Annotated in this window: 23 protein-coding genes and 1 pseudogene; 12 read left to right on the top strand and 12 right to left on the bottom strand. The window is 69.4% G+C overall.

The window, feature by feature from the left end:
- Together IEY60_RS29260 and IEY60_RS29255 are read left to right on the top strand one after the other, a co-directional pair.
- Positions 1–695: AMP-binding enzyme (locus tag IEY60_RS29260; protein WP_189033720.1), on the top strand; the 695-nt coding region annotated here is incomplete at its 5' end.
- Between the two features lie 59 nt (positions 696–754).
- The gene (locus IEY60_RS29255) at positions 755–1,387 is read left to right on the top strand and encodes an LON peptidase substrate-binding domain-containing protein (protein WP_373291782.1); all 633 of its coding nucleotides are present in this window, start codon (positions 755–757) and stop codon (positions 1,385–1,387) included.
- 6 nt (positions 1,388–1,393) lie between these two features.
- Here the strand turns inward: IEY60_RS29255 and IEY60_RS29250 are convergent, their stop codons facing one another.
- Positions 1,394–2,368: an NAD(P)-dependent alcohol dehydrogenase gene (locus IEY60_RS29250; RefSeq protein ID WP_189033719.1), complete on the bottom strand. Its 975-nt coding sequence runs from the start codon at positions 2,366–2,368 to the stop codon at positions 1,394–1,396.
- A gap of 174 nt (positions 2,369–2,542) precedes the next feature.
- Between IEY60_RS29250 and IEY60_RS29245 the strand changes: the two genes are divergently transcribed.
- Positions 2,543–2,962, top strand: a complete 420-nt coding sequence (locus IEY60_RS29245; protein ID WP_189033718.1) for a QcrA and Rieske domain-containing protein — start codon at positions 2,543–2,545, stop codon at positions 2,960–2,962.
- On the opposite strand, the gene IEY60_RS29240 is transcribed toward IEY60_RS29245, so the two are convergent.
- The gene (locus IEY60_RS29240; protein ID WP_189033717.1) at positions 2,963–3,433 is read right to left on the bottom strand and encodes a VOC family protein; all 471 of its coding nucleotides are present in this window, start codon (positions 3,431–3,433) and stop codon (positions 2,963–2,965) included.
- A 154-nt stretch (positions 3,434–3,587) separates the two neighbouring features.
- Here IEY60_RS29240 and IEY60_RS29235 point away from each other — a divergent pair, with 154 nt between their 5' ends.
- On the top strand, positions 3,588–4,442 hold the full coding sequence (locus tag IEY60_RS29235) for an LLM class F420-dependent oxidoreductase (RefSeq protein ID WP_189033716.1): 855 nt from the start codon (positions 3,588–3,590) through the stop codon (positions 4,440–4,442).
- A gap of 4 nt (positions 4,443–4,446) precedes the next feature.
- Here IEY60_RS29235 and IEY60_RS29230 read toward each other — a convergent pair whose 3' ends face one another.
- Together IEY60_RS29230 and IEY60_RS29225 are read right to left on the bottom strand one after the other, a co-directional pair.
- Entirely contained in the window at positions 4,447–5,142 is a 696-nt protein-coding gene (locus IEY60_RS29230; RefSeq protein WP_229740224.1) for a hypothetical protein, read from the bottom strand.
- Complete coding sequence (locus tag IEY60_RS29225) at positions 5,139–6,092, bottom strand: hypothetical protein (RefSeq protein ID WP_189033715.1); 954 nt, start codon at positions 6,090–6,092, stop codon at positions 5,139–5,141. Before IEY60_RS29225 ends, IEY60_RS29230 begins: the two co-directional genes overlap by 4 nt.
- An 85-nt stretch (positions 6,093–6,177) precedes the next feature.
- Here IEY60_RS29225 and lspA point away from each other — a divergent pair, with 85 nt between their 5' ends.
- The 3 genes from lspA to IEY60_RS29210 are packed head-to-tail and all read left to right on the top strand — an operon-like array spanning position 6,178 to position 8,472.
- Positions 6,178–6,798 (top strand): signal peptidase II, encoded by a 621-nt coding sequence (gene lspA / locus IEY60_RS29220; RefSeq protein WP_189033714.1) that lies wholly within the window; start codon positions 6,178–6,180, stop codon positions 6,796–6,798.
- Positions 6,795–7,721: an RluA family pseudouridine synthase gene (locus IEY60_RS29215; RefSeq protein ID WP_189033713.1), complete on the top strand. Its 927-nt coding sequence runs from the start codon at positions 6,795–6,797 to the stop codon at positions 7,719–7,721. The genes lspA and IEY60_RS29215 overlap by 4 nt, the downstream gene beginning before the upstream one ends.
- Complete coding sequence (locus IEY60_RS29210) at positions 7,714–8,472, top strand: hypothetical protein (RefSeq protein ID WP_229740222.1); 759 nt, start codon at positions 7,714–7,716, stop codon at positions 8,470–8,472. The genes IEY60_RS29215 and IEY60_RS29210 overlap by 8 nt, the downstream gene beginning before the upstream one ends.
- An 18-nt stretch (positions 8,473–8,490) precedes the next feature.
- Here the strand turns inward: IEY60_RS29210 and IEY60_RS29205 are convergent, their stop codons facing one another.
- A complete protein-coding gene (locus IEY60_RS29205; RefSeq protein ID WP_189033712.1) occupies positions 8,491–9,309 on the bottom strand; it encodes a PhzF family phenazine biosynthesis protein in 819 nt (272 codons plus the stop codon).
- 80 nt (positions 9,310–9,389) lie between these two features.
- The gene (locus IEY60_RS29200; RefSeq protein ID WP_189033711.1) at positions 9,390–11,813 is read right to left on the bottom strand and encodes a cation-translocating P-type ATPase; all 2,424 of its coding nucleotides are present in this window, start codon (positions 11,811–11,813) and stop codon (positions 9,390–9,392) included.
- Between the two features lie 35 nt (positions 11,814–11,848).
- On the opposite strand from IEY60_RS29200, the gene rarD reads away from it, so the two are divergent.
- Both rarD and IEY60_RS29190 read left to right on the top strand, forming a co-directional pair.
- Positions 11,849–12,772 (top strand): EamA family transporter RarD, encoded by a 924-nt coding sequence (gene rarD / locus IEY60_RS29195; RefSeq protein WP_189033710.1) that lies wholly within the window; start codon positions 11,849–11,851, stop codon positions 12,770–12,772.
- A gap of 161 nt (positions 12,773–12,933) precedes the next feature.
- Entirely contained in the window at positions 12,934–13,854 is a 921-nt protein-coding gene (locus tag IEY60_RS29190; protein ID WP_229740221.1) for an ADP-ribosylglycohydrolase family protein, read from the top strand.
- Between the two features lie 115 nt (positions 13,855–13,969).
- Here IEY60_RS29190 and IEY60_RS29185 read toward each other — a convergent pair whose 3' ends face one another.
- Positions 13,970–17,215: an arabinosyltransferase domain-containing protein gene (locus IEY60_RS29185; RefSeq protein WP_229740220.1), complete on the bottom strand. Its 3,246-nt coding sequence runs from the start codon at positions 17,213–17,215 to the stop codon at positions 13,970–13,972.
- Positions 17,216–17,486: 271 nt separating this feature from the next.
- Positions 17,487–17,984: a WKL family lipoprotein gene (locus tag IEY60_RS29180; protein ID WP_189033708.1), complete on the bottom strand. Its 498-nt coding sequence runs from the start codon at positions 17,982–17,984 to the stop codon at positions 17,487–17,489.
- 170 nt (positions 17,985–18,154) lie between these two features.
- Between IEY60_RS29180 and IEY60_RS36045 the strand changes: the two genes are divergently transcribed.
- Positions 18,155–18,286 (top strand): helix-turn-helix domain-containing protein, encoded by a 132-nt coding sequence (locus tag IEY60_RS36045; protein WP_229740232.1) that lies wholly within the window; start codon positions 18,155–18,157, stop codon positions 18,284–18,286.
- Positions 18,287–18,497: 211 nt separating this feature from the next.
- Positions 18,498–19,307 (top strand): annotated as a pseudogene (locus IEY60_RS36040) (RNA-guided endonuclease InsQ/TnpB family protein).
- A gap of 49 nt (positions 19,308–19,356) precedes the next feature.
- Here the strand turns inward: IEY60_RS36040 and IEY60_RS29170 are convergent.
- Positions 19,357–20,742 carry a DNA polymerase IV gene (locus tag IEY60_RS29170; RefSeq protein WP_189033707.1) on the bottom strand — a complete coding sequence of 462 codons (1,386 nt, stop codon included), beginning with the start codon at positions 20,740–20,742 and terminating at the stop codon, positions 19,357–19,359.
- A 93-nt stretch (positions 20,743–20,835) separates the two neighbouring features.
- Here IEY60_RS29170 and IEY60_RS29165 point away from each other — a divergent pair, with 93 nt between their 5' ends.
- On the top strand, positions 20,836–21,711 hold the full coding sequence (locus IEY60_RS29165) for a UTP--glucose-1-phosphate uridylyltransferase (RefSeq protein WP_189033706.1): 876 nt from the start codon (positions 20,836–20,838) through the stop codon (positions 21,709–21,711).
- 365 nt (positions 21,712–22,076) lie between these two features.
- Here the strand turns inward: IEY60_RS29165 and ileS are convergent, their stop codons facing one another.
- From ileS to wag31, 3 genes are all read right to left on the bottom strand, one after another.
- A complete protein-coding gene (gene ileS / locus IEY60_RS29160) occupies positions 22,077–25,208 on the bottom strand; it encodes an isoleucine--tRNA ligase (protein WP_189033705.1) in 3,132 nt (1,043 codons plus the stop codon).
- 277 nt (positions 25,209–25,485) lie between these two features.
- Positions 25,486–25,710: a hypothetical protein gene (locus tag IEY60_RS29155; RefSeq protein WP_189033704.1), complete on the bottom strand. Its 225-nt coding sequence runs from the start codon at positions 25,708–25,710 to the stop codon at positions 25,486–25,488.
- A gap of 83 nt (positions 25,711–25,793) precedes the next feature.
- Positions 25,794–26,654 carry a DivIVA-like cell division protein Wag31 gene (gene wag31 / locus IEY60_RS29150; protein ID WP_189033703.1) on the bottom strand — a complete coding sequence of 287 codons (861 nt, stop codon included), beginning with the start codon at positions 26,652–26,654 and terminating at the stop codon, positions 25,794–25,796.
- Between the last annotated feature and the right edge of the window lie 31 nt (positions 26,655–26,685).

Here is a 26,685-nt window from a genome sequence, read left to right as displayed (position 1 = left end):
GGCAGACCGAAACCGGCGCCATCATGATCTCCCCACTGCCCGGCATCACCGCGGCCAAGCCGGGCGCGGCCACCGCACCGCTGCCGGGGATCTCGGCGAGGGTCGTCGACGACGACGGCGCCCCGCTGGGCAACGACGCCTCGGGGCTGCTCGTGCTGGATCAGCCGTGGCCGTCGATGCTGCGTGGCATCTGGAACGACATGGATCGCTTCCGCGAAACCTATTGGCAGCGTTTCGCTTCCGAGGGCTGGTACTTCGCCGGTGACGGCGCCAAGCTCGACGCCGACGGCGACCTGTGGATCCTCGGACGCGTCGACGATGTCATGAACGTCTCCGGTCACCGGATCTCCACCGCCGAGGTCGAATCCGCGCTCGTCGGGCATCCGGCCGTGGCCGAGGCCGCCGTGGTCGGCGCGAGTGACGCGACGACCGGTCAGGGCATCGTCGCCTTCGTCATCCTCACCGGATCGGCCGCACCGGACGACGCGCTGGTCACCGAACTCAAGGCCGCCGTCTCGGTGGAGATCAGCCCGATCGCCCGGCCACGCGAGATCCATATCGTGCCGGAACTGCCCAAGACCCGCAGCGGCAAGATCATGCGCAGACTGCTGCGCGATGTGGCCGAGGGCCGCGAACTCGGCGACACCTCCACCCTGGTCGACCCGACCGTGTTCGAGGCGATCGCCAAGGGATGAACGGCGAGGCGAGCATGTCGGATCGGCACGGCACGGGCGATACCGGGCATGCTGGGACGGTGGAGATTCCTATGTTTCCGCTGGGGGCGGTACTGCTGCCCGGCGAGCCGCTGTCGCTGCAGATCTTCGAACCGCGCTATGTCGCGCTGGTCGAGGACTGCCTCGACGGTCGCCGGGAGCCGGAGTTCGGCGTCGTCCTCATCGCGCGTGGACACGAGGTCGGCGGCGGTGACGTGCGCACCGATGTCGGCGTCGTCGCCCGGATCACCGACGTCGTCGAACTGTCGGGCTCCCGGTTCCGGCTGCGCTGCCTCGGCACCGACCGCATCCGCGTCGAGCAATGGCTCACCGACGCACCGTATCCCCAGGCCGAGGTGCGGGTATGGCCGGACGAACCAGGCGCCGACGACGCCGATCTGCTGGCGGACCTGCGCAAACGCGCCGATCGCCTGCACACGCTGACCGCGCAGCTGGCCCGGCGCTCCGGCATCCGGCGCCCACCGCCGTCGGCGTCGCTGGAAGATCTCTCCGACGACCCGACGACCCGTTCCTACGAGCTGGCCGCGCGCCTGCCGATCGGCCCCACCGATCGGCAGGCGGCGCTGTCGGCGCCGGACCCGTACACCCGGCTGGAGAACCTCACCACCGCGGTCGACGACGCGATCGCGATGATGGAGTTCCGGTTGCAGTGATCGCGCTCAGCCGACGGTGATGGCGATCTTCGCCCTGGCGTGTTCGGTTTCCATGTAGTGGATCGCGGCGGGGACCTCGTCGAGAGGGTACGTCCGCTCGATGATCGGACGTACCTTGCCCGTGTCGACGAGTTCGCGGAGTTCGGCGAGTGCTTCGCGGCTCTGCCGTGCGAGCGGGACCCGGATCGCCGGGCGCACGAACGGGCGGCTCAGCTGGGCGCGGGCCATCAGTCCGATCGGACCGAATGCGCTTCCCCCGCTGTAGTTCCCGCCGCCGGACAGCACCAGCGTGCCGGTCGGCTCGACCAGGCGCAGCAGCTCGCGCAGGCCGCGGCTGCCCGCCAGGTCGAGCACGGTGTCGTAGCGTCCGGTCACCGCGTCGCGGGTGTAGTCGACCACCTGGTGCGCACCGAGTTCACGGACCAGGTCGACATTGCGGGTGCTGCACACCCCGGTCACCTCTGCGCCCGCGGCCAGCGCGATCTGCACGGCGAAGGTGCCGACACCGCCGGAGGCACCGATGATCAGCACCCGCTGCCCCGCCTCGACGTCGCGCAGCAGGGTCAGCGCGGTATTGGCGGCCAACGGCAGCGTCGCCGCCTCCTCGAAGGTCAGCCCCGCCGGTTTCGGGCCGACCACCGACCCGTCCACCGCGAGGTATTCGGCGAACGCGCCGCTGATCGATTCCCCGTAGACCTCGTCCCCCGGCCGCAGGTCGGTCACCCCCGCCCCGACCGACTCGACGATCCCCGCGAAATCGCCGCCGTTGATGGGCTGCGCGGGTCCGCGCCGCGCGAACATCGACCGATCCATCCACCGTGCGATCAGCGGATCACCCCGCATGACATGCCAGTCCCGCGCGTTCACCGAGGCCGCCCGCACCCGGACCAGCACCTGCCCCTCCGCCGGCTCCGGCCGCTCGACCTCCGCCACGCTCAACATCGCCGATGAGCCGTATACCCGCTGCACGATCGCCTTCACCTGCGTGACGGTAAGCCCGCCGACCACCTGCCCACATCAGGGAATCCCCTGAGGTCTCCACTGATTCGGCGCGGTTTCGAACCCGCGACGGGTGGGTCACGTTGAACCGGTAAGGAGCGGGTCGGGTCCGGCCGACCGGTGGCTCAGAACGACAGTTGTGATCGGAGTTCCACCATGACCAGCAATGAGATCCGATTCGACCGCAGGACCGTTGTCGTCGGGGCGGGGATGCTCGCTGCCGGAGCGACGCTGGCCGCGTGCGCGGGCAAGGACGACAGTGCGCCTGCCGGGGCTCAGGCGCCGGTCGGGGGGCCTGCGGGGGAGCTCGCGAAGACGGCCGACGTGCCGGTCGGTGGCGGGGTGATCGTCGGCGACACCGTGATCACCCAGCCGACCGCGGGCAATTTCGTCGGCCTGTCGTCCACGTGCACGCACGCGGGGTGCAAGGTCGGCAACGTCTCCGACGGCACCATCAACTGCCCGTGCCACGGGAGCCGGTTCGGGCTCGACGGCAGCGTCAGCGGTGGTCCGGCCACCCAGCCGCTGCCGTCGAAACCGGTACGGGTGGAGGGTGATTCGATCGTGGCGGCCTGATCAGCCCGCCGCGTTCATCATCTCCGCCATGCGCCGCTGCATCTCCTCCTCCGACACGTCCTCGATGTGGGTGGCCACGGTCCAGCGGTGGCCCCACGGGTCCTCGAAGGAGCCGCTGCGGTCGCCGTAGAACTGGTCGGTCATCGGGTTGATCTCGGTGGCGCCCGCCGCGAGCGCGGCCGCGAAGGCGGCGTCGGCATCGGGCACGTAGACCATCAGGTTGACCGGCGAACCGCCGACTTCCTTCGGATCGGGGAAGCCGATCTCGGGTGCCGGGTCGCCGATCATCAGAACGGAATCGCCGACGAGCAGTTCACAGTGGGCGACGGTCCCGCCGGGACCGGGCATGCGCATGCGTTCGGTGGCGCCGAAGACCGCGGTGTAGAAGTCGATCGCGGCTGCCGCGCCGGCGCACGAAAGGCCGGGACAGATGCGCGGATAGCCTTCGGGAATGGGGGAAACATCAGACATCGGATACCTCCGGGTCGAGGTTGATGCACGGACCGTTCGAGCCTATTCCCCTCGCCCTGCCGGGGAAAGGCCGGCGGGTCCGTGGTCTTCCGGCAGGCCCGAAAGACTGATAGAACTTGTTTCAGTTTTGTTGTCTGATCCGGAGGGCCGGAACATGCGGTACGGGCTCGTGTTGTTCACCAGTGACCGGGGCATCACGCCCGCCGACGCCGCGCTGGCGGCCGAGAACGCCGGATTCGACGCGTTCTACGTGCCCGAGCACACCCACATCCCGGTGGTGCGCGCCGCGGCCCATCCGCAGACCGGTGACTCGTCGCTACCCGACGACCGGTACCTGCGCACCCTCGACCCGTGGGTCGCGCTGGCCACGGCGGCCGCGGTCACCGAGCGGATCACGCTGTCGACAGCGGTCGCGCTGCCCGCCGAGCATCATCCGATCACCCTCGCCAAGACCATCGCCTCGCTCGACCACCTCTCCGGCGGCCGGGTGGAACTGGGCGTCGGATTCGGCTGGAACACCGACGAACTCGCCCACCACGGCGTCGACCCGAAGAAGCGCCGCACCGTCCTGCGCGAGAACCTGGACGCGATGCGCACGATCTGGTCGCAGGAGGAAGCCGAATTCGAGGGCGAGTTCGTGCGTTTCGGGCCGAGCTGGTCCTGGCCGAAGCCGATCAGCCCGACCATCCCGGTTCTGCTCGGCGCGGGCGGTACCGAGAAGTCCTTCGGCTGGCTGGCCCGCCACGCCGACGGCTGGATCACCACCCCGACCGAAGGCGACCTCGGCGACAAGATCGCCCTGCTGCACCGGGTGTGGCGGGAAGCGGGCCGCGAGGGCACGCCGCGGGTGATCGCGCTCGCCGGCCGCCACGATGCCGCGCAGCTCGCGCAGTGGGCCGAGGTCGGCGTCACCGAGACGGTGTTCGGGCTGCCCGATCGCTCGGCCGACGAAGTGCGCGGCTATATCGCCCATCTCGGCGGCAAGCTGGCGGTGCCGGTCAGCGGGTGACGGCTCAGCCGCGCAGTTTGCGCACCTGCGCGGCGGTCAGGTCGGCCAGCACGCCGGGGTCGACGGTTTCCGGCGCGGTCACCACGACCTGGACCAGAGTGTTGCCGACCTGGACCAGAGCCGTCGACGAGGTCAGCGTCAGGCCCTCGCTGTCGGCGGTGAGGGTGAAGGCCGAACTCGCGTCGCCCGCGGGCGGCTGGCTCAGCGCGGTGGTGCGGTAGTCGATGTGCACGCCCGCGTCGTCGCCGGAGTAGGCGGCGCAGCGGCGAGGCTGTGCCTGCAGCGCGTCGAAGGCGGCGGACAGAGCGGCATCGGGATAGCTCGCGGCGTCGATATCGATGGTGGCGTAGCTCGGCCCGGCGAACTGCACCGACGCGGCGGCCGATGACCCCGGCCACTGTTCGGCGATCGGCGAGAGCAGGCGTCCGCAGTCGGGCGGGTCGGTCGGCGCCGCGGGCGGGACAGGGGTGTCGTCGGCGGGCGTGCGCGGTGGCACGACGCTGAATTCTCCGGGCAGATCGCCCGCCGCCAGCAGGCTCGCCGACAGTTGTGCGGGATCGCGGACGACCGTGCCCGAGCCCGGCGCCGCGGTGACCGCCGAGGGGAAGGATCCGGTGGACTCGTCGTCGGAACCGCACCCGGCGAGCACGGCGCACGCCGCGGCGACCGCGCACGCGCGCAGCAGGGCCGAACGCATCATTCGGTCCAGGAGACGCGGGTCGACTGGGTCTGCACGAGGGTGCTCACGCTGCGCGAGTCCCGGTAGGTCTGCTGACCGCCGACCTCGATCGCCCCCGACACCGGAAGCGGTAGACCGAGATCGACGGTGATCGTGCCGGTGCCCTCCATGACGTAGCCGTCGATGTCGAGGGCGCCCGCGTCGTTGGGCAGCATCCAGACCTTGTCGGTCGGGGTCTGGCTCACCTGCAGATCGATGGTAAGCCGGTCGCCGTCGCGGCTGGTCAGGGTGGCCGTGGTGATCTGGTCGAGGGTGACGCCGCCGGTGATCTCCTGATGCACCGTCCACACCGCGCCGACGCCGACCGGCTCGTCGGGGAACGCGATCGAGCGGTACACGGCCTGATAGAAGGCCTGTTCCAGCGCCGCGCGTGCCGTGTTCGGGGTATCGGGGGACGGCGCGAGACGCAGCTCGGTGATCGCGCCGAGGTCGCTCATCTCCAGGCCGGCGTGGGAGCCGTCGGCGGTGGTGAACGCCTTGTTCAGGGCAGGGTCGGGAGTGGTGACGGTGCCGACGGTGAGGTCGACGCCGTCCTCGCCCGCGCAGGCCGTCATCGGGATGGTCAGCGCGGCGGGCGAGAAATCACGGGTGGGCTGATCGTTGACCTGCTGCTGGATGCGGTAGTCGGTGCGCAGCGTCACCTCCTGGGTGGTGCCGACCGCATAGCGCGGGCGCAGCAGGTCGCGCGGCTCGTCGCCCGCCGACACCAGCGTGGTGACGGCCGCCGAGATCGGCACCGTCACTTCCTTACCGATGCCGAGCGGCTCGGTGCCCTCCACGTCGGCCGGCGACGCCGACCGGTCGGCGCACCCGGCGCCGAAGGTCGCGAACCCGAGCACGAGCGCCACGAGTAACACCCCGGGGCGCGCGATGCGGGGTAGGCGAGAACTAGACAACACCGTCACAGCCATCAGCGTACGACCGCTTCCTGAGTAACAGCTGGGACTCCCGGGCACCGCGGCGCAGCACCGATCACCACTAGGGAATGATGGTCGCGTGAGTGAAGACCGGCCAACCGACAACGCTGCCGTCCCCGAGACCGGCGACGACGCAGCGGCACCGGCGACCGACGCCGCGCCGAAGACCGCAGGCCAGGCCGAACCCGCTGGTCCCCGCCGGTTGCCGATGCTGCTGATCATCGCCGCCGTGCTCTTCGGCCTCGACCTGCTGACCAAATGCCTCGCCGTGGCCCTCATCGATCCCGGCGAATCGGTGCCGATCATCGGCGATTTCGCGCGATTCACCCTGGTGCGCAACCCGGGCGCGGCGTTCTCGATGGCGACCGGCATGACCTGGCTGCTGACCCTGATCGCCGCCGCGGTGGTGATCGGCGTCATCCGGATCGGGCGCACGCTGCGCTCGCTGTGGTGGGCGATCGGCCTGGGCATGGTGCTCGGCGGCGCGCTGGGCAACCTGGTCGACCGGATCTTCCGTTACCCCGGCCCGCTGCAGGGTCATGTCGTCGATTTCGTCGCCGTCGGCTGGTGGCCGGTGTTCAACGTCGCCGACTCGGCCATCGTGTGCGGGGCGATTCTGCTGGTCGCGCTCACCGTGTTCGGTTTCGAACCGGACGGCACCCGCAGCGGTCGCAAACACACCAGCGAGGAGACCGCATGAGAGAAACCAGAACGATGCCCGTGCCCGACGGGTTGGACGGGATGCGGGTCGACGCCGGCCTGTCCCGGCTGCTCGGGTTGTCGCGCACCGCGGTGGCCGCGCTGGCCGAGGAGGGCTCGGTGCAGCTCGACGGTGTCGCCGCGGGCAAGTCCGACCGGCTGACCGCGGGCGCCTGGCTGGAAGTGGTGTTCCCCGAACCCAAGCGGGAGCTGGTCGTGGAGGCCACCCCCGTCGAAGGGATGAAGATCCTCTACGCCGACGACGACATCGTCGCGGTGGACAAACCGATCGGCGTCGCCGCGCACGCCGGTGTCGGCTGGACCGGACCGACCGTGGTCGGCGGGCTGGCCGCCATGGGCTACCGCATCTCCACCTCCGGCGCGCACGAACGGCAGGGCATCGTGCACCGCCTCGACGTCGGCACGTCCGGGGTGATGGTGGTCGCTCAGTCCGAACACGCCTACACGATGCTCAAGCGCGCCTTCAAGGAACGCACGGTCGACAAGCAATACCATGCACTCGTGCAGGGACATCCCGATCCGAGCAGCGGCACCATCGACGCGCCGATCGGCCGTGCGCGCGGCAACGACTGGAAGTTCACGGTCACCGGTGACGGCCGTCCCAGCGTCACCCATTACGACACGATCGAGGCGTTCCAGGCGGCCAGCCTGCTCGACGTCCACCTCGAGACCGGCCGCACCCACCAGATCAGGGTGCACTTCTCCGCTGTCCGCCATCCCTGCGCAGGCGATTTGACCTACGGCGCCGACCCGACCCTGGCCAAGCGCCTCGGCCTGGAACGGCAGTGGCTGCACGCCCGTCAGCTCGGTTTCCACCATCCCGCCGACGGTCGCTGGCTCGAGATCTCCAGCGAGTACCCCGACGACCTGGCGAACGCCCTGGACGTACTACGCAATGCCTGACGACCCGCGGTCGTCCGAACCGGCGCCGGACACGGTGCCGGACGACCGCGGGGGCGCAGCGCCCGCTGCCGCCGAGCCGGATCCGGAGCAGCGGCGGTCGCCCTGGCGCATCCCGCTGATCCTCGGTGCGGCGGTGGTGCTGGCCGTGGTCGTCGTGGTGCTCGGCATCGTGAATCCGCGACCGTCGACGGGTATCACGACCGATCGGCTCGGTCCGGCACAGGGCGAGCGGGTCGACGACTACCTCGACGAGTCGCGAAACTCGCTGTCCGGCAACGACACCGACCCGCACTGGGCCTTGCTGTCGTTCACCGATTACCTGACCCCGCAACAGATTCCGGCCGCGTCCGGCGGATTGCGGATCTCCGGTGTGATCCAGCACGTGGCGATCGACCGGGTGCAGACGCCGGTGATCACCGTCGCCACCCCGGCGGGCGACGAACCCGCCGTGAAATCCGCCGATGCCGCGGCGGGCCTGCTCGCCGCCCAGCGGTACCGCGATCAGCGCGGCGCCGATATCGCCCGGGTCACCGAGGCCAGGCTGCGCGCCGGCTGCGCGTGCACGGCCGGGCTCGTGGTGCGCGGCACGCTCCCCCAATTACGTGACCTGGCAGCGCAACCCGGCGTCCGGGCGGTGCAGGCACTGCCCGCCGACGCGGTCGCCGGACGTTTCGCGGTGGCGCCGTTGCTGCCGGAGGCCACCGACGTGGTCGCCCCGACTCCCGACGACGCCCCGGTTCCCACCGAGTAGTCGCCCGCCGCGTAGATCTCAGTCGGGCAGGGTGACCACACCGTCCAGGTAGCGGCGGCAGCGGCCGAGGAGCAGGACGCGGTCGTCCGCCAGTTCGGCGCGCAAGGTCCCGCCGCGGCGGGAGAGCTGGCGGGCGCTCAGGGTGGTGCGGCCCAGCTCGCGGCTCCACAGCGGGATCAGCTGGGCGTGGGCCGAGCCGGTGACGGGGTCTTCGGGGACGCCGACGCCGGGGGCGAAGAAGCGGGAGACGACATCGGCGGTGTCACCGGGGGCGGTGAGGATCGCGCCGCGGGACAGGACGGGGAACGCACCGAGATCTGGTGTGGCGGAACGGACTTCGGCTTCGGTGGCGACCACGATCACCTCGTCCTGGCCGGTGTAGGCGCGGACCGGAGTGACCCCGAGCGCGGCGACCAGCGCCGGATCGGGGTCGACCCGCACCGAGGCGAGGGCGGGCAGGTCCAGGACGTACTCGTCGTCGTCGGTGCGATCCACGTGCAGCCAGCCGGAGCGGGTGTAGAAGCTGACCCGGTCGTGTTCGGGATGCAGGTCCTCGATGATCTGGGTGGCCGAGGCCAGCGTGGCGTGCCCGCACATATCGACCTCCACCGCCGGGGTGAACCAGCGCAGGTGGAAGGCGGGCCATTCGCCGGGCGGGACACCGGCGTCCGGGGGTAACTCGGAGGTATAGAACGCGGTCTCGGCGAGGTTGTTCTCCTCGGCCAGTTGTTGCAGCAGCGCATCCGGCAGCCAGCTGGGCAGCGGCATGACCGCGGCCGGGTTGCCCGAGAACGGTGCGTCGGCGAACGCGTCGATCTGGTGCAGCAATACCTCCATAGTGCGCAAAGGTACTCCAACACCGAATGTTCGCCGGGCACAAGGGTTCTCGAGACGGACCCGGCCTGGTCAGCGGTCTGTCACGCGCCCTGGGCCCCGACCGCGGGAACGAACTTGCCGCGGTTGCCCGACATCCGCGACTGCACCCACCACGCCAGCTCGACGAGCACGATGCCCACCGCGCCACACACGAACGCGGCCAGCGTCAACCGCGGGTTCGACGGATCGAGCTTGAAGAACTCGCGGGTGAACGGAATCGTGAACAGCGCGATGTAGGCCAGCACCGACACCGCGATCAGCACCACCTTCCACCACACGTACGGCCGAGCCACCAGCGCGAGCACCCACACCGCGATCATGATCAGCGTGATCAGCGCGGTGGTGCCCGCCTGGACCTTCTGCGTCTCCGAGGCTTCCGGACCGGCGTAGGCGATCAGGTAGGCCACGAACGTCGCGACGCCGATCACCACACCCGAGGGCACCGCCAGGCGCATCACCCGGCCGACGAACCCCGGGCGAGCGCGCTCGTTGTTCGGCGCCAGCGACAGGATGAACGCCGGGATGCCGATGGTGAACCAGGCCGCGATGGTGACGTGGCGCGGCAGGAACGGATACCCGATCGGGTCGTAGCCGAAGATCTGCGAACCGACACCGGCCAGGCCGACCAGGAACGCCAGCAGCACCGAGTACACGGTCTTGGTGAGGAACAGGTTCGAGACGCGCTCGATATTGCCGATCACCCGGCGGCCCTCCCCCACCACATACGGCAGGGTCGCGAATTTGTTGTCCAGCAACACGATCTGGGCCACCGCGCGGGTCGCCGGGCTGCCCGCGCCCATGGCGACGCCGATGTCGGCGTCCTTGAGCGCGAGGACGTCGTTGACGCCGTCACCGGTCATGGCGACGGTGTGCCCGCGCGATTGCAGGGCGCCGACCATGGCGCGTTTCTGGTCCGGGCGGACGCGGCCGAAGGTGGTGTCGTGGTCGAGGACGTCGGCCAGTTCCTCGCGGTCCTCGGGCAGGGTGCGCGCGTCGACCGGGTGGTCGCCGCCGGGCAGGTCGAGCGAGGAGGCGACCGCGCCGACCGAGACGGCGTTGTCGCCGGAGATCACCTTGATCGAGACATGCTGGCTGGCAAAATATTCGAGAGTCCCCTTGGCGTCGGGACGCACCTTCTGCTCGAGCACGACCAGCGCGGCGGGCTCGACCTGGCCGGGAGCGTCGGCGGCGTCGACAGGGCGGTCGCCGCGGGCCAGCAGCAGCACGCGCAGGCCCGACGAGCCGAGCTGTTCGGCGTGCTCCGCGTCGGCGGAGGTGGGATCGAGCAGGACGTCGGGCGCGCCGAGCAGCCAATCGCCCTGGGCGCCATAGGAGATGCCGCTCCACTTCTTGGCCGAGGAGAACGGGGCGATGGCGGTCTGCGACCAGCCCGGCGCGTCCGGCAGGGCTTCGGCGATGGCCTGCACACTGGCGTTCGGGCGCGGATCGTCGCTCGCGAGGGCGGCCAGCGCCTGACGCACCTGGGCTTCGTCGAAGGCGCCGAGCGGTTCGATGTGCGACAGGCGCATGCCGTTCTCGGTGAGGGTGCCGGTCTTGTCGGCGCACACCACGTCGACGCGGGCCAGGCCCTCGATCGCGGGCAGTTCCTGCACCAGGCAGTTGCGCTTGCCCAGGCGCACCACGCCGACCGCGAACGCGATCGAGGTCATCAGCACCAGGCCCTCGGGCACCATCGGCACCAGCGCGGCGACCATGCCCGACACGGCGGGCCGCCAGGATTCCTTGCTGGAGACCAGCTGGTTGTAGATGCTCAGCGCACCCGCCGGGATCAGCAGGTAGGTGATGAACTTGAGGATCTTGTCGATGCCGGAACGCAGCTCCGAATGCACCAGGGTGAACTTGCTCGCCTCCTCGGCCAGCTTCGCCGCGTAGGCGTCCTTGCCGACCTTGGTCGCGCGGTAGGCGCCCGAACCCGACACCACGAAGCTGCCCGACATCACCGGGGCGCCGACACCCTTGTCGATCGGATCGGCCTCGCCGGTGAGCAGCGACTCGTCGATCTCGAGCGCGGCGGCCTCCTCCACCTCGCCGTCGACGACGATCTGGTCGCCGGGGCCGAGCTCGATCAGATCGTCGAGCACCACCTCGCCCGGCGCGATCTGCTCGGCGACGCCGTCGCGGCGGACCGTCGGCTTGGCCTGGCTGACGATCGCCAGCTGATCCAGGGTCCGTTTGGCTCTGATCTCCTGGATGATGCCGACCGCGCTGTTGGCCACGATGAGCAGGCCGAACATGCCGTCGATGATCGAGCCGGTGGACATCACCAGCAGGAACAGCACACCGAGAATGGCATTGATGCGGGTGAACACGTTCGCGCGGACGATGTCGCGCACCGACCGGCTGGCCCTGGCGGGCACATCGTTGGTTCGCCCGTCGCGGCGTCGTTGTTCGACCTGTGCTGCGGTGAGCCCGGTCGCCGCGGGCTCCTGCACGGAAATGGACATGCTCGTCAGGCTACGTCAGTCGTAACATGGGATGAATGCAGCGCAGCTCGTCCCCGCCCGGTGTCGTCTTCGGTACCGGCGCCTATCTCATCTGGGGGTTGTTCGCCGCTTTCTTCGGATTGCTGGCCTTCGCCTCGCCCGCCGAAGTCGTGGCGCAGCGGATCATCTGGACCCTGGCGGTGGTGTTGCTGCTGCTCACGGTGACCGGGCGGCTGGGTGGACTGCGCGGGATCGATGCCAGGACCTGGCGGATGGCGGCCCTCGCCTCCGCGGCGCTGTCGCTGAACTGGGGCGTGTATGTCTTCGGCGTCACCACCGGTCACATCGTGGAGTGTGCGCTGGGCTACTTCATCAATCCGCTGGTGACGGTCGCCATCGGGGTGGCGCTGTTCCGGGAGAAGCTCACCAGGGCGCAGTGGGTGGCGCTGGGGCTCGGCGCGCTCGCGGTGGTCGTGCTGACCGTCGACTACGGCCGACCACCGGTGATCGCCCTGATACTGGCCGGCTCGTTCGCCACCTACGGCCTGGTGAAGAAGGTGATCCGGCTCGACGCGCTGCGTGGCATCGCGGCCGAGGGCATCGTCGCCGTCCCGTTCGCCCTGGCCTTCCTGATCGTGTTGCTGGCCACCGGCCGCAGCGAACTCACCTCCAGCCCCGCCCATTTCGGCCTGATGCTGGCCACCGGGCCGGTCACCCTCGTCCCGCTGCTGCTGTTCGCCGTCGCGGCCCAGCGCGTCCCCCTCTCGATGATGGGCATCCTGCAGTACCTCACCCCGGGTATGCAGATGGCCTGGGGCGTCGCCGTCATGCACGAACCCATGCCTGCCTCCCGCTGGGCCGGCTTCGCCCTGATCTGGGCCGCCCTCGCCGTCTTCACCACCGATGCCCTGCGCCGCGCCCGCCGAGCACGCCACGCCGGCTCGATCGCCGAACCGGTCGGCGAGGTCGCCACGCGCTGAACCCGAGCCGGATCAGGCGGTAGGCAGTGGCGCGGGCGTCGCGCCGAATCGTCCGGAAGCTGCGGCTGGCGCGCCGGGGCGAACTCTTGGTGTGTCGTACAATCCGACCGGTAGGCTCGACCGCTGAACAATCGGAGCGGGCGCCCGAAAGGGGTGGGTCTGTGCAGGATGCGGGGTTTTCCGATCGGGTGGCGGGGGTGCTGGTCGGTGGGGCCGCGGGGGACGCGCTGGGGGCGGGGTACGAGTTCACCAAGCCTGGGCCGGCGGCGGTGATCGACATGATCGGGGGTGGGCCCTTCGATTGGGCGCCGGGTGAGTGGACCGACGATACGTCGATGGCGTTGGCGATCGTGCTGGCCGCGGTGAACGAGCCGGGGATCGATCTGGATGCGGTGGCGGCGGGGTTTGTCGCGTGGTTCGATTCGAAGCCGCCGGATATCGGGAATCAGACCTGGAAGGTGTTGTCGGCCAGGCCTTCTTCCGCGCTGGATATGCAGGTGGTGGCGATGTCGCTGACCGGGCGGACCGGTGGGAACGGGTCGTTGATGCGGACCGCGCCGGTGGCGCTCGCCTATCTCGACGACGCGGCCGAATGTGTGGCGGCGGCGGGGCGGGTCGGGATGCTCACGCACTATGACGAGCATGCCGTCGAGGCGTGCAAGATATGGACCTACGCGGTCCGGCATGCGGTGCTGAACGCCGATTTCGGTGGGGTGCGCGAATACGTGGGCGGCTCAGCGCAATCGGCCTATTGGACCGCGCGCCTGGACGAGGCGGAGAACGGTACGCCCGACGACTTCCCGAACAACGGCTGGGTGGTGCACGCCCTGCAGACCGCCTGGTGGGCGATCACCACGACCGACCAGTCGACCCCCGAGCATTTGCCCCGCGCGCTGGAAGCCTGCGTTCGCGCGGGCAACGACACCGACACCACGGCCGCCATCGCGGGTGGACTGCTCGGTGCGCGTTGGGGTGCCTCCGCTGTCCCGGCCCGGTGGCGGGCCATGCTGCACGGTTACCCCGGCCTGACCGGGGCGGACCTGCCCGATCTGGCGCAGCGCATCGCCGCACACTCGTGCTGATCGCAGCGCCGAACATTCACTACCCCGCCGATCGGTCGAAATCTGGACCATCGGAGCGTTAAGTGAATACTCAGCGCATGTCGACACCGCGTGCGTTCGATCGCACAGATCGGGCTTACCAAGCAGTGACGACGGGGCCCGGGGTCCATGTTCCCCAACGATTTTCGGAGTCGACTGTCGGCTTCGCAGGCACGGCTCCGTTGTCCAAGGGCAGGTACTGCTCGATCGAGCCCCAGTCCCGGTCCCAGTCGTTGTTCAGGTAGGTCGGCAGGGTGCGGGCCGTGAACAGGAGCTGGGTCCAGCCGAGCGGGCCGCCACCGTCGTGGCCCTGCCACAGGTTGGTGATGGTGGCGCCGTTGCGGTCGGGCAGGATGCGGTACTCGGGCAGGGCCGAGATGCCGTTGTAGGTCGGCAGGTGGTTCTGGCACGGGAAGTGCAGGCCCACCGCCCAATCCAGCAGCACCGGGGTGTCACGGCCGACGAGCGCGTTCAGCGTGGTGGTCTGCGGCATGCGCGGCGGGGTCACCGCCAGCCACTGGTCGGGGCCCAGATCCTTGTCCTGCGCGACCAGCCGGACGACGCCGGTGTCGGCGGGCAGCTGGTCGAGCGGGACGCGCAGGTTGCGCCAGGTCGGGGCGGGGCCGATGTCGATCGGCATGACCTGACCGGTCACGGTGACCGTGCCGTCGGGGGCCGCGGTGCCGTATTCGACCAGGAGTTCCTGACCGGGGTGCACGATGCCGTCGGCGTCGACCGACCGGATCCGGCCTGCCACCGAGACCGCGAGCAGCGGGCCGCGCGGGCCGTCGGGCAGGCGGAACCAGCCGGTGGTCAGCGAGGCGGGTTCCTGGGCGCCGGAGCGGTAGCTGCCGAGCACGGGGGTGGTCGCCGGGTCGAGACCGAACGGGAGCTGCAGCGAGCCCTGCCGGGATTCCGAACCGGCGGAGGTCGAGGCGTCACGCAGCTTGTCCGGGTCGTCGGACACCGAATTCGCCTGGCCCGTGGTCGATTCCACCTCGTCGGAGGTCAGGATGGGGGCGACGCCGTCGGGGCGGAAGCCGGTCGAGTCGGCGCCCGCCATCGTGGTGGCGACATCGCCGGTCAGCGGGGCGAGCATGGACGCGTTCGGGTCGGTCTCGACGAGCACCTCGTCGGCCATACCGCACCCGCCCGCGAACGCGGCTTCGAAGTTCGAGCTGGCCACCGAATAGGCGGGATACTGGGCGATCGTGGCCTTCGCGAAGGAGGCCAGTTCGAACAGCACCATCAGCGCGGCCGCGACGGCCAGGACCGGCACCGCCGTCAGCCGTCCGGCCCGTGGCTTCGGGTTCGGGTTCGGGTGGATGTGGAACCACGCGGCGACAGCGAGGGCCAGGAAAGTCAGACCGGCGAACACGGTCGACAGGCCGAAACCGGCGACCGTCGGCGGCTTGTCCCACCAGGGGATTCCCCACGAGGACACATACCAGTAGCCGTTGGCGCCGACGAAGGTCATGGCCATGGCGAAGAAGACCGCGGCGGCGAACAGCGCGCGATTACGCAACGGCCGCAGCACATCCGAGCTCACCGCGACCGCGGTCACCGCGGCGACACAGGTGGCCAGGCCGGCGAACACGCCGAACTGGTGGGTCCACTTGGTGGGCGAGAACATCATCAGCACCATGGCGGCCAGGGTGATGCCGAGCATGCGCCGGGTCGGGCCGACCGCGGTGCCGGGGATGTGGCCGCCGCGGCGCAGCATGACCGCGGTGCACACGATCAGGCCGAGCAGCATGGCGAACACGCCGAAGCGCCGCGTCAGCCAGCCGTCGGCATTGAGCTGCAGCAGGTACTGGTAGCGCAGGAACTCGAAGAACCAGGACTCCCCCGGCCCGATCTTGCCGTGCACTTCGAACATCTCCAGCACACCGGCCAGGGTCCGGTCGGCGAACACCACGGTCAGCACGACCGTGCCCGCCGCCAGGATCGGCAGCAGCAGCGCGAGATAGCCGACCGATTTCGCCCGCTGCACAATCACCGCGGTGACGACGCGCGCGCCGGCGACGAGCGCGCCGAGGCAGATCAGGCCCGACGGCGCGCCGGTGAGGGTGAACGCGGCGACGATCACCGCGACGGCGAAGGGCAGCAGCCGCCGGGTCGCGATGGCGCGTTCGACCGAGACCCAGGTGACCAGCACACCCAGCGCGACCACGAATTCCGCGCGCAGGCCGTTGTTGTAGGGCAGCCAGAAGGCCAGGAACACCAGCGCGGCGGTCCAGGTCGCGACCCGCTGGCGGCGCACCGCCACGCCGAGCCGGGGCAGCACCTCGCGGCTGATCAGCCACCAGGTGAGCAGGCCCGCGCCGAGGGCGGGCAGGCGGACCAGCGGGCTGACGGCGGAAATGTGGGTGATCCAGCCGATGATGTCGGTGTAGGGCGTGTAGAACGGGCCCTCGTCGACGCTGAACCAGCGGTAGTAGTTCGACATGGTGCCGGAACTGCGGGCGCCCCTGGCCATGCCGAGGATGTAGCCGTCGTCGGAGGTGTTGGCGCCGATGAAATGCCACACGGCCAGGACCGCGAACACCAGCCAGTCGACCGGCCGCAGCCGCCACCAGCGCTGCGGCAGGAACCGGCGCGCCGAGCGGCCGTCGAGCGCGTCCAGCCGGTGCAGGGCGAACAGCGACAGCGCGGTCGCGAGCAGGCACAGCACGATCGCGGCGAGCTTGATCCAGGTCGGTGAGGTCGTGTAGCGGGAATCGGCGACCACCTGCACCGCGAGGTCGGCGGGCGGTGCGCCGGTCAGCTCGCTGAAGACGCCGACCACCTGGGGCCGCAGATCGGCGGGCACGGTCGCGCCGGAGGCACCGAGGCCCGTCGCGGTGACGGCGGCTTCCTGCGGCGAGATCGCGACGGCGATCGCGCAGGTGTTGCCGAGCACGTCGGCGAGCGGCGCCGTCCACAGCAGTGTCGAGCGCGACACCACGTCGACGCGGCCGGGCCGGTCGGGAGTGTCGGCGACGACCTTGACGACGAAGCCGTACTTCTCCATGTCGGCCGACTGGTGCGGAATCGTCGACACGGCGACGCCGCCGCTCTCGGCGAGCGTGCTCAGCGCGGCGCACGGCACGGTGGCCGACAGGGCGGCGGGAGCGTAGGCGACCAGCGGGGATTCGATCGAGGTGGTCGTGCCGCGCTGCGGCCAGGCCACCGTGGCGGTGTCGACTCGGACCGGCAGGAACGGGATGGCGACCGCGCTCAGCACACCGACGAGGGCGGCGACCATCGCGACGATGCGCGCCCACCCGCCGAGCCGGGCCCGTCGTGCGGGCTCCGAAGCATCCTTGGGCGGATTCCCCTGCCGCACGATCGTCTCTACCACGGGGCCCGATAGTAGCGGCGCGGACGACGGCGGTCGAAACGCGAACATCGCTCAGTCACTTCCCGTACTCCCGGCCCCGCACGACCCGACCTCGAGGAGGGTCCGCCGCGTCAGCGGCGGTTCGCGGCCGTCCCGCCGGTCAGGTGCCGTTGCGTAGGCGACGAAGGAGCAAGCAACGGTGCCTGACCGGCGGGACACAAGGGGCCGCGAACTCGAGCGCGCCAGCGCTCCAACAACACAGCGAACTCGAGCGCGCCAGCGCTCCGAAAACTCAGGCGCAGGCGACCGACTGCTGACCCAGGTTGGTCAGCATGCCGCAGGCCCACGACTTCTGGACCTTCCACTTGCCGTCCTCGGCCACGAACGGCACATCCACGACATTGGTCTGACCGTTGACCGTGAAGTTGGCCTTGGCATTGACACTTTCGCCGAACGAGGTCACCTCGGTGACCTGCACCTGCACATTGGCGTCCTTGGCAGCCTGCGCCAACCGGTTCGGCAGCTCGGGATCGGCCGAACCACCCTGCACGAAGTCCACCTTCTCCTCGTTCGGGACCGAGGGATCCAGCGCGGTGTTCAGCTGCGCATTGAGCTCCTCCACCGTCGGCACCGGGGGCAGGTTCGCGGCGGTCGTGGCCGCGGCCTTGGCGCTGGTGGTGGTCTTGGCGGCGGGCTTGTCACCCTTGTCGTCGCTGCACGCGCTCAGCCCGAGGGCGGCGACCACGGCCAGTCCGGCGATCGCGACACGTCCGGTCGTACGAAGCTTCAACTGCTCGTCCTTTGCGTTCGAGGTGGGAGTTCCATCGCGGTAGCCGAGGCTACCGGAGACCTGCCGAAGCGCCGCCCTACAGGCCGGTGTGGACATCGCCACCTTCTGTCATAGCCCAAAGGTATTGTCGGCGTGTGCAGCTGCGATACAACTTCCGTCTGTACCCCACCATGTGGCAACAGCGGTCGTTGGCGAAGGCATTCGGGTGCGCCCGCGTGGTCTACAACGATGCCTTGCGGACTCGCCACGAAGCGTTCGAAGCCGGTCAGCGGGTCAGCGATGCGGAGTGCCCAAACGGCTGACTGCTTCGAAGGCGACCGCGGAACGGGAATAGCTCGGGGAAGTGTCGTCGGTGGTTCTTCAGCAGACACTCGCCGAGCTGAACACCGCGTACCGCAACTTCTTCGCCTCGTTGACCGGCAGGCGTAAGGGTGCGCGGGTCGCCCACCGAAGTACCGGTCCCGCAAGGACAATCGGCAATCGATCCGGTTCACTCGTAATGCCAGGTTCACGGTGACCTCGAGTCGGAAGCTGAGGCTGCCGAAGGTTGGCGATGTAGCTGTGCGCTGGTCACGGGTGCTGCCGTCGGATCCCTCGAGTGTGACTGTGATCAAGGACGCGGCGGGCAGATATTTCGCTTCCTTCGTGGTCGAGGTCGAGTCCGTCCCGCTCCCACCCTCGGATTCCGAAGTGGGTATCGACCTGGGTCTGACGGCGTTTGCGGTGCTGTCGAACGGGAAAACGATCGACAATCCTCGGTTCTTACGCCGCGCCGAACGCAAGCTGCGCGCCGCACAGCAGTCGCTGTCACGCAAGTAGAAGGGCTCAGCGAACCGGGCCAAGGCACGAATCAAGGTCGCGAGGGCGCACACCAAGGTGGCCGACACGCGCAGGGATTGGGCGCGCAAACAGTCCACGACGATTATCCGCGACAACCAAGCGGTGTACATCGAGGACTTGTGCGTCTCAGGCTTGGCGCGAACCCGATTGGCGAAGTCGGCGCACGTTGCAGGATGGGGCATGTTCACCCGCATGATCGAAGGGAAAGCTGTCCGGTACAGGCGGGTCTTCGGCAAGGTCGACCGCTGGTTCCCCTCCTCCCAGCTGTGTTCACAGTGTGGCGCACTGACCGGAGCGAAGCCGTTGCATGTCCGCTCATGGACGTGCGATTGCGGTATCACCCACGACCGGGACCTGAACGCCGCGAACAACATTCTGGCCGCGGGACGCGCGGACAGCTCAACGCCTGTGGAGCTGGTGTCAGACGTGCCTTCAGGTGCGCGACCGGCCGTGAAGCAGGAACCCACCGGAAGCGCGGCCTAACCCGTGCAGGCCGGAATGCCTACCCTTCGGGGCGGGAGGACGTCAATACTCACGAGAGGCTGGCGAGCGGGTCGGCCCGGGTCAGGTGCTCGTCGTCGGCCGGAAACGTACGCGCTGGGCCCGGGCCTGTCGAGCTGGTCTCGAAACGGACGGTCACCACGCCGTAGCCCGCGCCCTGGACCCAGCCGTGCCCGAATTCGGGGTGGCTGACGTCCATGCCCGGAAACCATTGTCCGGCAGGAGGATGGGGGTCGTCGGGGGGTGGCGTGGTGTCTTCGACCGCCTCTGCGGCCAGGTCTTCCGGCACCGCCTGGTCGAGTTCGGGGAACAGCGATTCCTGGCGCACCAGCGACAGTCCGCCGTAGCCGACGCCGACCAGCCGGATCGGGCCGAGTTCGGTCGGATCGATGGCGGATCGTTGCGCGGCCGCGGACAGGGTGGCGAGGTCGGCGGTGGCGTAGGGCAAGGTGAACGACCTGGTCACGATGCTCATGTCGGACTTCTTGAGTTTGAGCACCACCGTGCGGGCCGCGCGGCCGTCGCGTTCGAGCCTGCGGTGCGCTGATGCCGCCATGGCGGTGATGGCGGTGCGCAGGTCGGGCAGGGTGACGATGTCGCGTTCGTAGGTGTTCTCGGCGCTGATCTGCTTGGCCTCGGCGCGCTCGGTGACCGGGCGGTCGTCGATGCCGCGGGCGAGCCGGTGCAGCGCGGCGCCCATGCTGCCGCCCAGGATCGAGGCGGCCTCGGATTCCGGCAGCGCCGCGAACGCGCCGACGGTCTCGATGCCGAGGCTGCGCAGCCTGCTCTCGGCGACCGGGCCGATCCCCCACAGTTTGCGGACCGGCAGCCCGGCAAGCAGTTCGCCCTGTTCGGCGGGGGAGATCACCCGCATGCCGTCGGGTTTGGCCAGGCCGGAGCCGATCTTGGCGAGTTGTTTGCCGGTGCCCGCGCCGATCGAGGCGGTGAGTCCGGTGCGCGCGTCGACCAATGCGCGCAGCATCGCGCAATACTCCTCGACCTGCGCCACGCTCGCACCGACCAGCTCGGCGGGTTCGGCGAACGCCTCGTCGAACGACAGGGTCTCCAGCACCGGGATGCGGCTGCGGAGCGTGTCGAACACCTGGGCGCTGAGCACCGAGTACACCGCGCCACGCGGCGGCACCACCACGGCCGACACGCCGATCAGCCGCCGGGCCTGATGCATCGGCATGGCCGAGCGCGCGCCGTAGACCCTGGCCTCGTAGCTGGCGCCCGCGACGACACCGCGCTGACCCGCGCCGCCGACCAGAACGGGCCTGCCACGCAGGGTCGGCCGCGTCAATTGCTCGGCCGAGGCGAAGAAAGCGTCCATATCGATGTGCAGCACCCAGCGGCGGGCGGTGACCGCCGCATCGGCCCTGGCCGGGACGCCGGCGGTGGTGGCGTCGGTCCTCACGCCCGCAATCTACGCGGGCCCGCCGACAGATTCGGCAGCCTGTTGACAGCCGTGACACAGCGATCACTCAGCCGGATATGTGATGATCGGTGGATGAAGATCCGCAAGGCTGTCATTCCGGCTGCGGGAATCGGCTCCCGGCTGCTCCCGCTGACCAAGGCGACGCCGAAGGAGATGCTGCCGGTCGGCGACAAACCGGTCATCGAGCACACCGTGCGCGAGCTGGTCTCCTCCGGGATCACCGACATCACCATCGTCGTGAGCAGCGGCAAGTCGCTGATCCAGGATCACTTCCGCCCGAACCCGGCACTGGTCGCGCAGCTGCGCGCCGACGGCAAGTCCGCCTATGCCGACGCGGTGGAAGAGGTCGGTGAGCTCTCGCGCGCCGGTCACATCACCTATCTCGACCAGCACGGTCCGTACGGCAACGGCACACCCGTGCTCAATGCCGCCCGGCACCTGGGCGACGAGCCGATGCTGGTGCTGTGGCCCGACGACGTGTTCGTCGCCGAGGTACCGCGCGCCCAGCAGCTCATCACCGCCTACGAGTCCACCGGCTGCCCGGTGCTCGCGCTGCTACCGATGGCGCCGGGCGAGTCGCAGCGCTACGGCGTGCCCGTGGTGCGCGAGGACCTCGACGAAGGTCTGCTGCGCATCTCCGGCCTGATGGAGAAGCCCAAGCCCGAGGACGCGCCGTCGGCCTACGCGGCCATCGGCGGGTACGTGGTGACGCCGGGCATCATCGACGAGCTGCAGGTGCAGACCGACAACTGGTACACCCACCAGACCGGCGAGGTGTACCTGACCGACGCGATCAACAACTACGCCGCCAACCACGCGGTGTACGGGCAGGTCATCCAGGGACGCTGGTACGACACCGGCAACCCGGCCGACTACCTGGTCGCGCAGTTCGCCTCGGCGCTGGCTCATCCCGAGTACGGGCCGCTGCTGCGCCAGCTGGTCGACTAGGCGTTCGTGCTCGGTCATGACAGCCGGTCGGCTATCGGGCGGCATCGCCTGACCGACCGGCTGATCCGGTGGCGCGCCGGGGATGACTCACTCCCGGCGCGACACCGTTTCCACAGGACAATCATCACGAGCAGTCACTGTCACCTGAGCGTGTTCCATGCGCATCAGCAGCAACGCGTCAGATTGTGCCCGACGATCCGGCGAATATCCCTCATTTGGCAAATTTTCAGCATCGAGCGTGTCGCCGAATGACCGAGGTATGCGAATCCGCGTGCGCCGCAGCCGATTAGACCGATCGGCGGCCGACACCATCGCCACCGGAAAGGGGCGGGGCCGTTTCCGGCCCCGCCCCTCTCTACGGCGATCTACGCCTTGCTGACCGAAGCCCGCACCCCGCCGGTGAGCTCGGCGGCATCCGGGCCCGCCACAGCGAACGTCAGTGTGGTGGCCAGGATCTCCCCGGCGATCAGGTCGCGGTGGATCTGGGCCCACTCGGCCCGTTCGGCGGGCACGTCCAGGACCACGCTGATCCGGTCCGACACGTCCAGGCCCTGCGACTTGCGGGTCTCCTGCAGGTCGCGAATGAGGTCGCGGGCCCAGCCCTCGGCCTCCAGCTCCTCGGTGACCACCGAGTTCAGCACCACCAGACCGGCATTGCCGGGCAGGGCGGCGGTGGACTCGGGTTCGGCGGCCACCAGGCGCTGGGTGTACTCCTCGGGCAGCAGGGTGATCCCGGCGGCGGTGACGACACCGTCGGCCGACTCCGTCCACTCCCCCGCCTTGACGGCCTTGATCACCGTCTGGACCTGCTTGCCCAGGCGCGGACCGGCGGCGCGCGCGTTCACGGCCAGCTCGAACCGGCCGTGCACGGCGACGTCGGTGGTCAGGTCGACCTTCTTGACGTTGACCTCGTCGGCGATCAGCGCGGTGAACGGCGCGAGCCGCTCGGCGTCGGCCGCGGCGATGGTGACCTCGGCCAGCGGCAGCCGCACCCGCAAATTCTGCGCCTTGCGCAGGCTCAGCACGGTGGAACAGACCACCCGCACCTCGTCCATGGCGGCGACGAGTTCGGGATCGTGCGGCAGCTCGGTCTCGGCGGGCCAGTCGGTCAGGTGCACCGAGCGCTCGCCGGTGAGCCCACGCCAGATGACCTCGCTGATCAGCGGCAGCAGCGGCGCGGCCAGGCGGGTGACCACCTCGAGCACCGTGTGCAGCGTGTCCACCGCGTCGCGGTCCTCGGACCAGAACCGCGAACGCGACCGGCGCACATACCAGTTGGTGAGCGCGTCGGCGAAGGAGCGCAGCTCGTCGGCGGCGCCTGCGATGTCGTAGGTCTCGAGCGCCTCGGTGATCACGTCCCGGGTGGCCGCGAGCTTGGCCAGGATGTACCGATCGAGCACGTTCGGCGAATCCGTGCGCCACTGTCCGGGCTTGGAGGCGTAGAGCTGCAGGAAGGTCCACGCGTTCCACAGCGGGCGCAGCGCGTGGCTGACGCCTTCGCGGATGCCGCGCTCGGTGACGATGAGATTGCCGCCACGCAGGATCGGCGAACTCATCAGGAACCAGCGCATCGCGTCGGAGCCGTCGCGGTCGAAGACCTCGTTGACGTCGGGGTAGTTGCCCTTCGACTTCGACATCTTCAGGCCGTCGTCACCGAGCACGATGCCGTGCGCGGCAACGGTTTTGAACGACGGCGAGTCGAACAGCGCGGTCGACAGGACATGCAGCGTGTAGAACCAGCCGCGGGTCTGCCCGTTGTACTCGACGATGAAATCGCCGGGGAAGTGGCTGTCGAACCACTCCTTGTTCTCGAACGGGTAGTGCACCTGCGCGTAGGGCATCGAGCCCGACTCGAACCAGCAGTCGAGCACCTCGGGCACCCGGCGCATGGTCGAGTTCCCCGTCGGGTCGTCGGGGTTGGGCCGGGTGAGCTCGTCGATGTAGGGCCGGTGCAGGTCCTGCGGGCGCACGCCGAAGTCGGCTTCCAGCTCGTCGAGCGAACCGTAGACGTCCACGCGCGGGTAGGCCGGGTCGTCGGAGACCCACACCGGGATCGGGCTGCCCCAGTAGCGGTTCCGGCTGATGTTCCAGTCGCGCGCGCCTTCGAGCCACTTGCCGAACTGGCCGTCGCGGATGTGCTCGGGCACCCAGCTGATCTGCTTGTTCAGCTCGACCATCCGGTCACGGAACTGGGTGACCGCGACGAACCAGGACGGCACGGCCATGTAGATCAGCGGCTGGCCGGAACGCCAGCTGTGCGGGTAGGAGTGCTCGATCGTCTCGTGCCGCAGCAGCTTTCCGGCGGCCTTGAGGTCCTTGATGATCACCGGGTTGGCGTCGAAGACCATCAGGCCCTCGTACGGCGGCACCATCGAGGTGAACTTGCCCGCCGGGTCCAGCGGCTGCACGATCTCGATGCCGTTGGCCGCGGCCACGTCCATGTCCTCCTCACCGAAAGCCGGTGCGAGGTGGACGATTCCGGTGCCGGAGTCGGTGGTGACGTAGTCGGCGGTGAGCACGCGGTGCGCGTGCGGGTGGCCGACGAAGAAGTCGAAGGGCGGGCGGTAGGACAGGTCGGCCAGGGCCGCGCCGTCGTACTCGCCGAGCACCTCCGGCTCGTCGCCGAACTCACGGGAGTAGTGCGAGACGCGTTCGGCGGCAAGCAGATAGCGCTTGTCGTCGGCGCCGCGTACGTGCACGTAGCGCACGTCGGGGTGCACCGCGATCGCCAGGTTGGACGGCAGGGTCCACGGCGTGGTGGTCCAGATCAGCGCGTTCGCGCCGTCGAGCGCGGCCAGGGGATGCTCGGCCGGGACGACCAGCTGCATGTCGACGGTGACCGCGGGGTCCTGCCGCATCTTGTAGGCGTCGTCCAGGCGGGTCTCCTGGTTCGACAGCGGTGTCTGCTCGTACCAGCTGTAGGGCAGCACCCGGAAGCCCTGGTAGATCAGGCCCTTGTCGTAGAGCGACTTGAACGCCCACATCACCGACTCCATGAAGTCGAGATCGAGAGTCTTGTAGTCGTTGTCGAAGTCGACCCAGCGCGCCTGGCGGGTGACGTAGTCACGCCACTCGCCGGTGTAGCGCAGCACCGAGGACTTACAGGCGGCGTTGAACTCGGCCAGCCCCATCTCGTCGATCTGCGCCTTGTCGGTGATGCCGAGCTGCTTCTCGGCCTCGATCTCCGCGGGCAGGCCGTGGGTGTCCCAGCCGAAGCGGCGGTCGACCAGCTTGCCGCGCATGGTCTGGAAGCGCGGGATCAGGTCCTTGACGTAGCCGGTGAGCAGGTGACCGTAGTGCGGCAGGCCGTTGGCGAAGGGCGGGCCGTCGTAGAAGACGAACTCGTCGTTGCCGTCCCGGTTGCGCAGGCTTGCGCGGAAGGTGTCGTCGCCGGCCCAGTAGTCGAGGACCTGCTGTTCGAGTTCCGGGAACGACGCGCCGGAACCGGCGCCGAAGTCGACCCGGGGGTATGCACCGGTGGTTGTCTCGTCCGCCATCGCGGATCTGCTCCTCGTGCCGCCGCGCCGTCGGCGCGAATCCTGGGCACGGGGACGATGCCGGCGCCGGTGCGCCGTACCGCGGTACCACCCCGTTTGCCCGTTCCGCCCCTGGTGGGAAGCGGTGCGGGCCTCTCGTTGTGTGAGCTGTGACGGGCTCACCCGTTCGGTTCTACTGAGCGCGAGCGCCGTTCTTCCGAAGGCTCCCCGGTGATGGCCGGATCAGTGCCGTGTGTTCTTCGATTCTAGCGGGGACCGTCCAGCGGATATTCCGCGGTCAGTCCCACCGGCTGCGCCCCTCGGCACGCTGCGCGTGGTGCCGTCCGGGCCGGACCGGGTCGTTCTCGGGTTTTCGCGAGGCCAGCGCACTCACCAACAGCGTGGCGGCGCCGATCATGCAGATCAGAATGCAACCCCACGCCCACAACACCGAACCGGTGGCGAGCGCCGCGACAAGCAGACCGAAACCGATTGCCGCGAGGACGAGCGTCAAGACGAGCATGCTGACTCCCAAGAAACCCGAGCAGCCCGATGAAAGCTGGGCGTTCCCGGATCACGCGGCGTGCCGCGCGACCCGGGTCCAGTTTACTTGCCGCCCTTGGCGAAGGAGGCGGGAGCCAGACTGTTGGCCGAACCGTTGGTCTCGCCGGCGAACTCGCCACCGTCGACCGGAACGGCCGACCCGCGGTTCTCCAGCTCTTCCAGCTGCGACTCCAGGTACGACTTCAGCCGCACGCGGTACTCGCGCTCGAAGGTCTTCAGCTGCTCGATGCGGCTTTCGAGCACCGTGCGCTGCTGGGTGATGGTGGCCATGATCTCGGCGTGCTGACGCTCGGCGTCGGCGGTGAGCGCCTCGGCCTTGTCCTTGGCCTGCCGGATCTGGGTGTCGGAACGGTTCTGCGCGTCGGCCAGCATCGCGTCGGACTTCTGGCGCGCGTCGGCGATCATCGCCTCCGAGCGGGTGCGGGCGTCGCCGACCAGTCGCTCGGAGTTTGCCCGCGCGTTCGAGAGCAGTCCCTCGGCCTCGGTCTTGGCGTCGGTGGTGAGCCGGTCGGCCATCTCCTGCGCCAGGGTGAGCACCTTCGCGGCCTGCATGTTCGCGTCGGGACCGGAGTTGTCCCGGACCGGCGCGGCGACCGGCATCGGCGCGGGCGGCGCGGCTGGGACCGGTGGCGCGATAGGTTCAGGTGCTGGCGGCGGAGCCTGCTGGACCGGCGCCTTCACGGCGTTGACCGGGGCGGATGCACGGTTCTTCTTGGCATCGGCCAGCTCGGTGTCGAGCTCGGCGACCCGCTGGCGCAGGTCGGCGTTCTCCTCGATCAGGCGCGAAAGCTCCTGCTCGACGAGGTCCAGGAAGGCATCGACCTCGTCCTCGTTGTAGCCGCGCTTACCGATCGGCGGTTTGCTGAACGCGACGTTATGCACATCGGCAGGAGTCAGCGGCATCGAAGGATCCCTTCACGCGTCTTTTGGAGAA

This window comes from Nocardia rhizosphaerihabitans (assembly GCF_014646295.1).
GTDB classification, from domain to species: Bacteria; Actinomycetota; Actinomycetes; order Mycobacteriales; family Mycobacteriaceae; genus Nocardia; species Nocardia rhizosphaerihabitans.
This window is presented reverse-complemented; position numbering and strand designations above follow the sequence as displayed.

Excerpts from the sequence above, each read along its gene's own strand:
- IEY60_RS29155 (WP_189033704.1), bottom strand. The coding sequence starts at position 25,710 with ATGCTCGTCTTGACGCTCGTCCTCGCGGCAATCGGTTTCGGTCTGCTT.
- IEY60_RS29200 (WP_189033711.1), bottom strand. The coding sequence starts at position 11,813 with ATGTCCATTTCCGTGCAGGAGCCCGCGGCGACCGGGCTCACCGCAGCA.
- IEY60_RS29235 (WP_189033716.1), top strand. The coding sequence starts at position 3,588 with ATGCGGTACGGGCTCGTGTTGTTCACCAGTGACCGGGGCATCACGCCC.
- wag31 (WP_189033703.1), bottom strand. The coding sequence starts at position 26,654 with ATGCCGCTGACTCCTGCCGATGTGCATAACGTCGCGTTCAGCAAACCG.
- IEY60_RS29225 (WP_189033715.1), bottom strand. The coding sequence starts at position 6,092 with ATGGCTGTGACGGTGTTGTCTAGTTCTCGCCTACCCCGCATCGCGCGC.
- IEY60_RS29240 (WP_189033717.1), bottom strand. The coding sequence starts at position 3,433 with ATGTCTGATGTTTCCCCCATTCCCGAAGGCTATCCGCGCATCTGTCCC.
- IEY60_RS29245 (WP_189033718.1), top strand. The coding sequence starts at position 2,543 with ATGACCAGCAATGAGATCCGATTCGACCGCAGGACCGTTGTCGTCGGG.
- IEY60_RS36045 (WP_229740232.1), top strand. The coding sequence starts at position 18,155 with ATGTGGCAACAGCGGTCGTTGGCGAAGGCATTCGGGTGCGCCCGCGTG.
- IEY60_RS29205 (WP_189033712.1), bottom strand. The coding sequence starts at position 9,309 with ATGGAGGTATTGCTGCACCAGATCGACGCGTTCGCCGACGCACCGTTC.
- rarD (WP_189033710.1), top strand. The coding sequence starts at position 11,849 with ATGCAGCGCAGCTCGTCCCCGCCCGGTGTCGTCTTCGGTACCGGCGCC.
- IEY60_RS29165 (WP_189033706.1), top strand. The coding sequence starts at position 20,836 with ATGAAGATCCGCAAGGCTGTCATTCCGGCTGCGGGAATCGGCTCCCGG.
- ileS (WP_189033705.1), bottom strand. The coding sequence starts at position 25,208 with ATGGCGGACGAGACAACCACCGGTGCATACCCCCGGGTCGACTTCGGC.
- IEY60_RS29230 (WP_229740224.1), bottom strand. The coding sequence starts at position 5,142 with ATGATGCGTTCGGCCCTGCTGCGCGCGTGCGCGGTCGCCGCGGCGTGC.
- IEY60_RS29215 (WP_189033713.1), top strand. The coding sequence starts at position 6,795 with ATGAGAGAAACCAGAACGATGCCCGTGCCCGACGGGTTGGACGGGATG.
- IEY60_RS29210 (WP_229740222.1), top strand. The coding sequence starts at position 7,714 with ATGCCTGACGACCCGCGGTCGTCCGAACCGGCGCCGGACACGGTGCCG.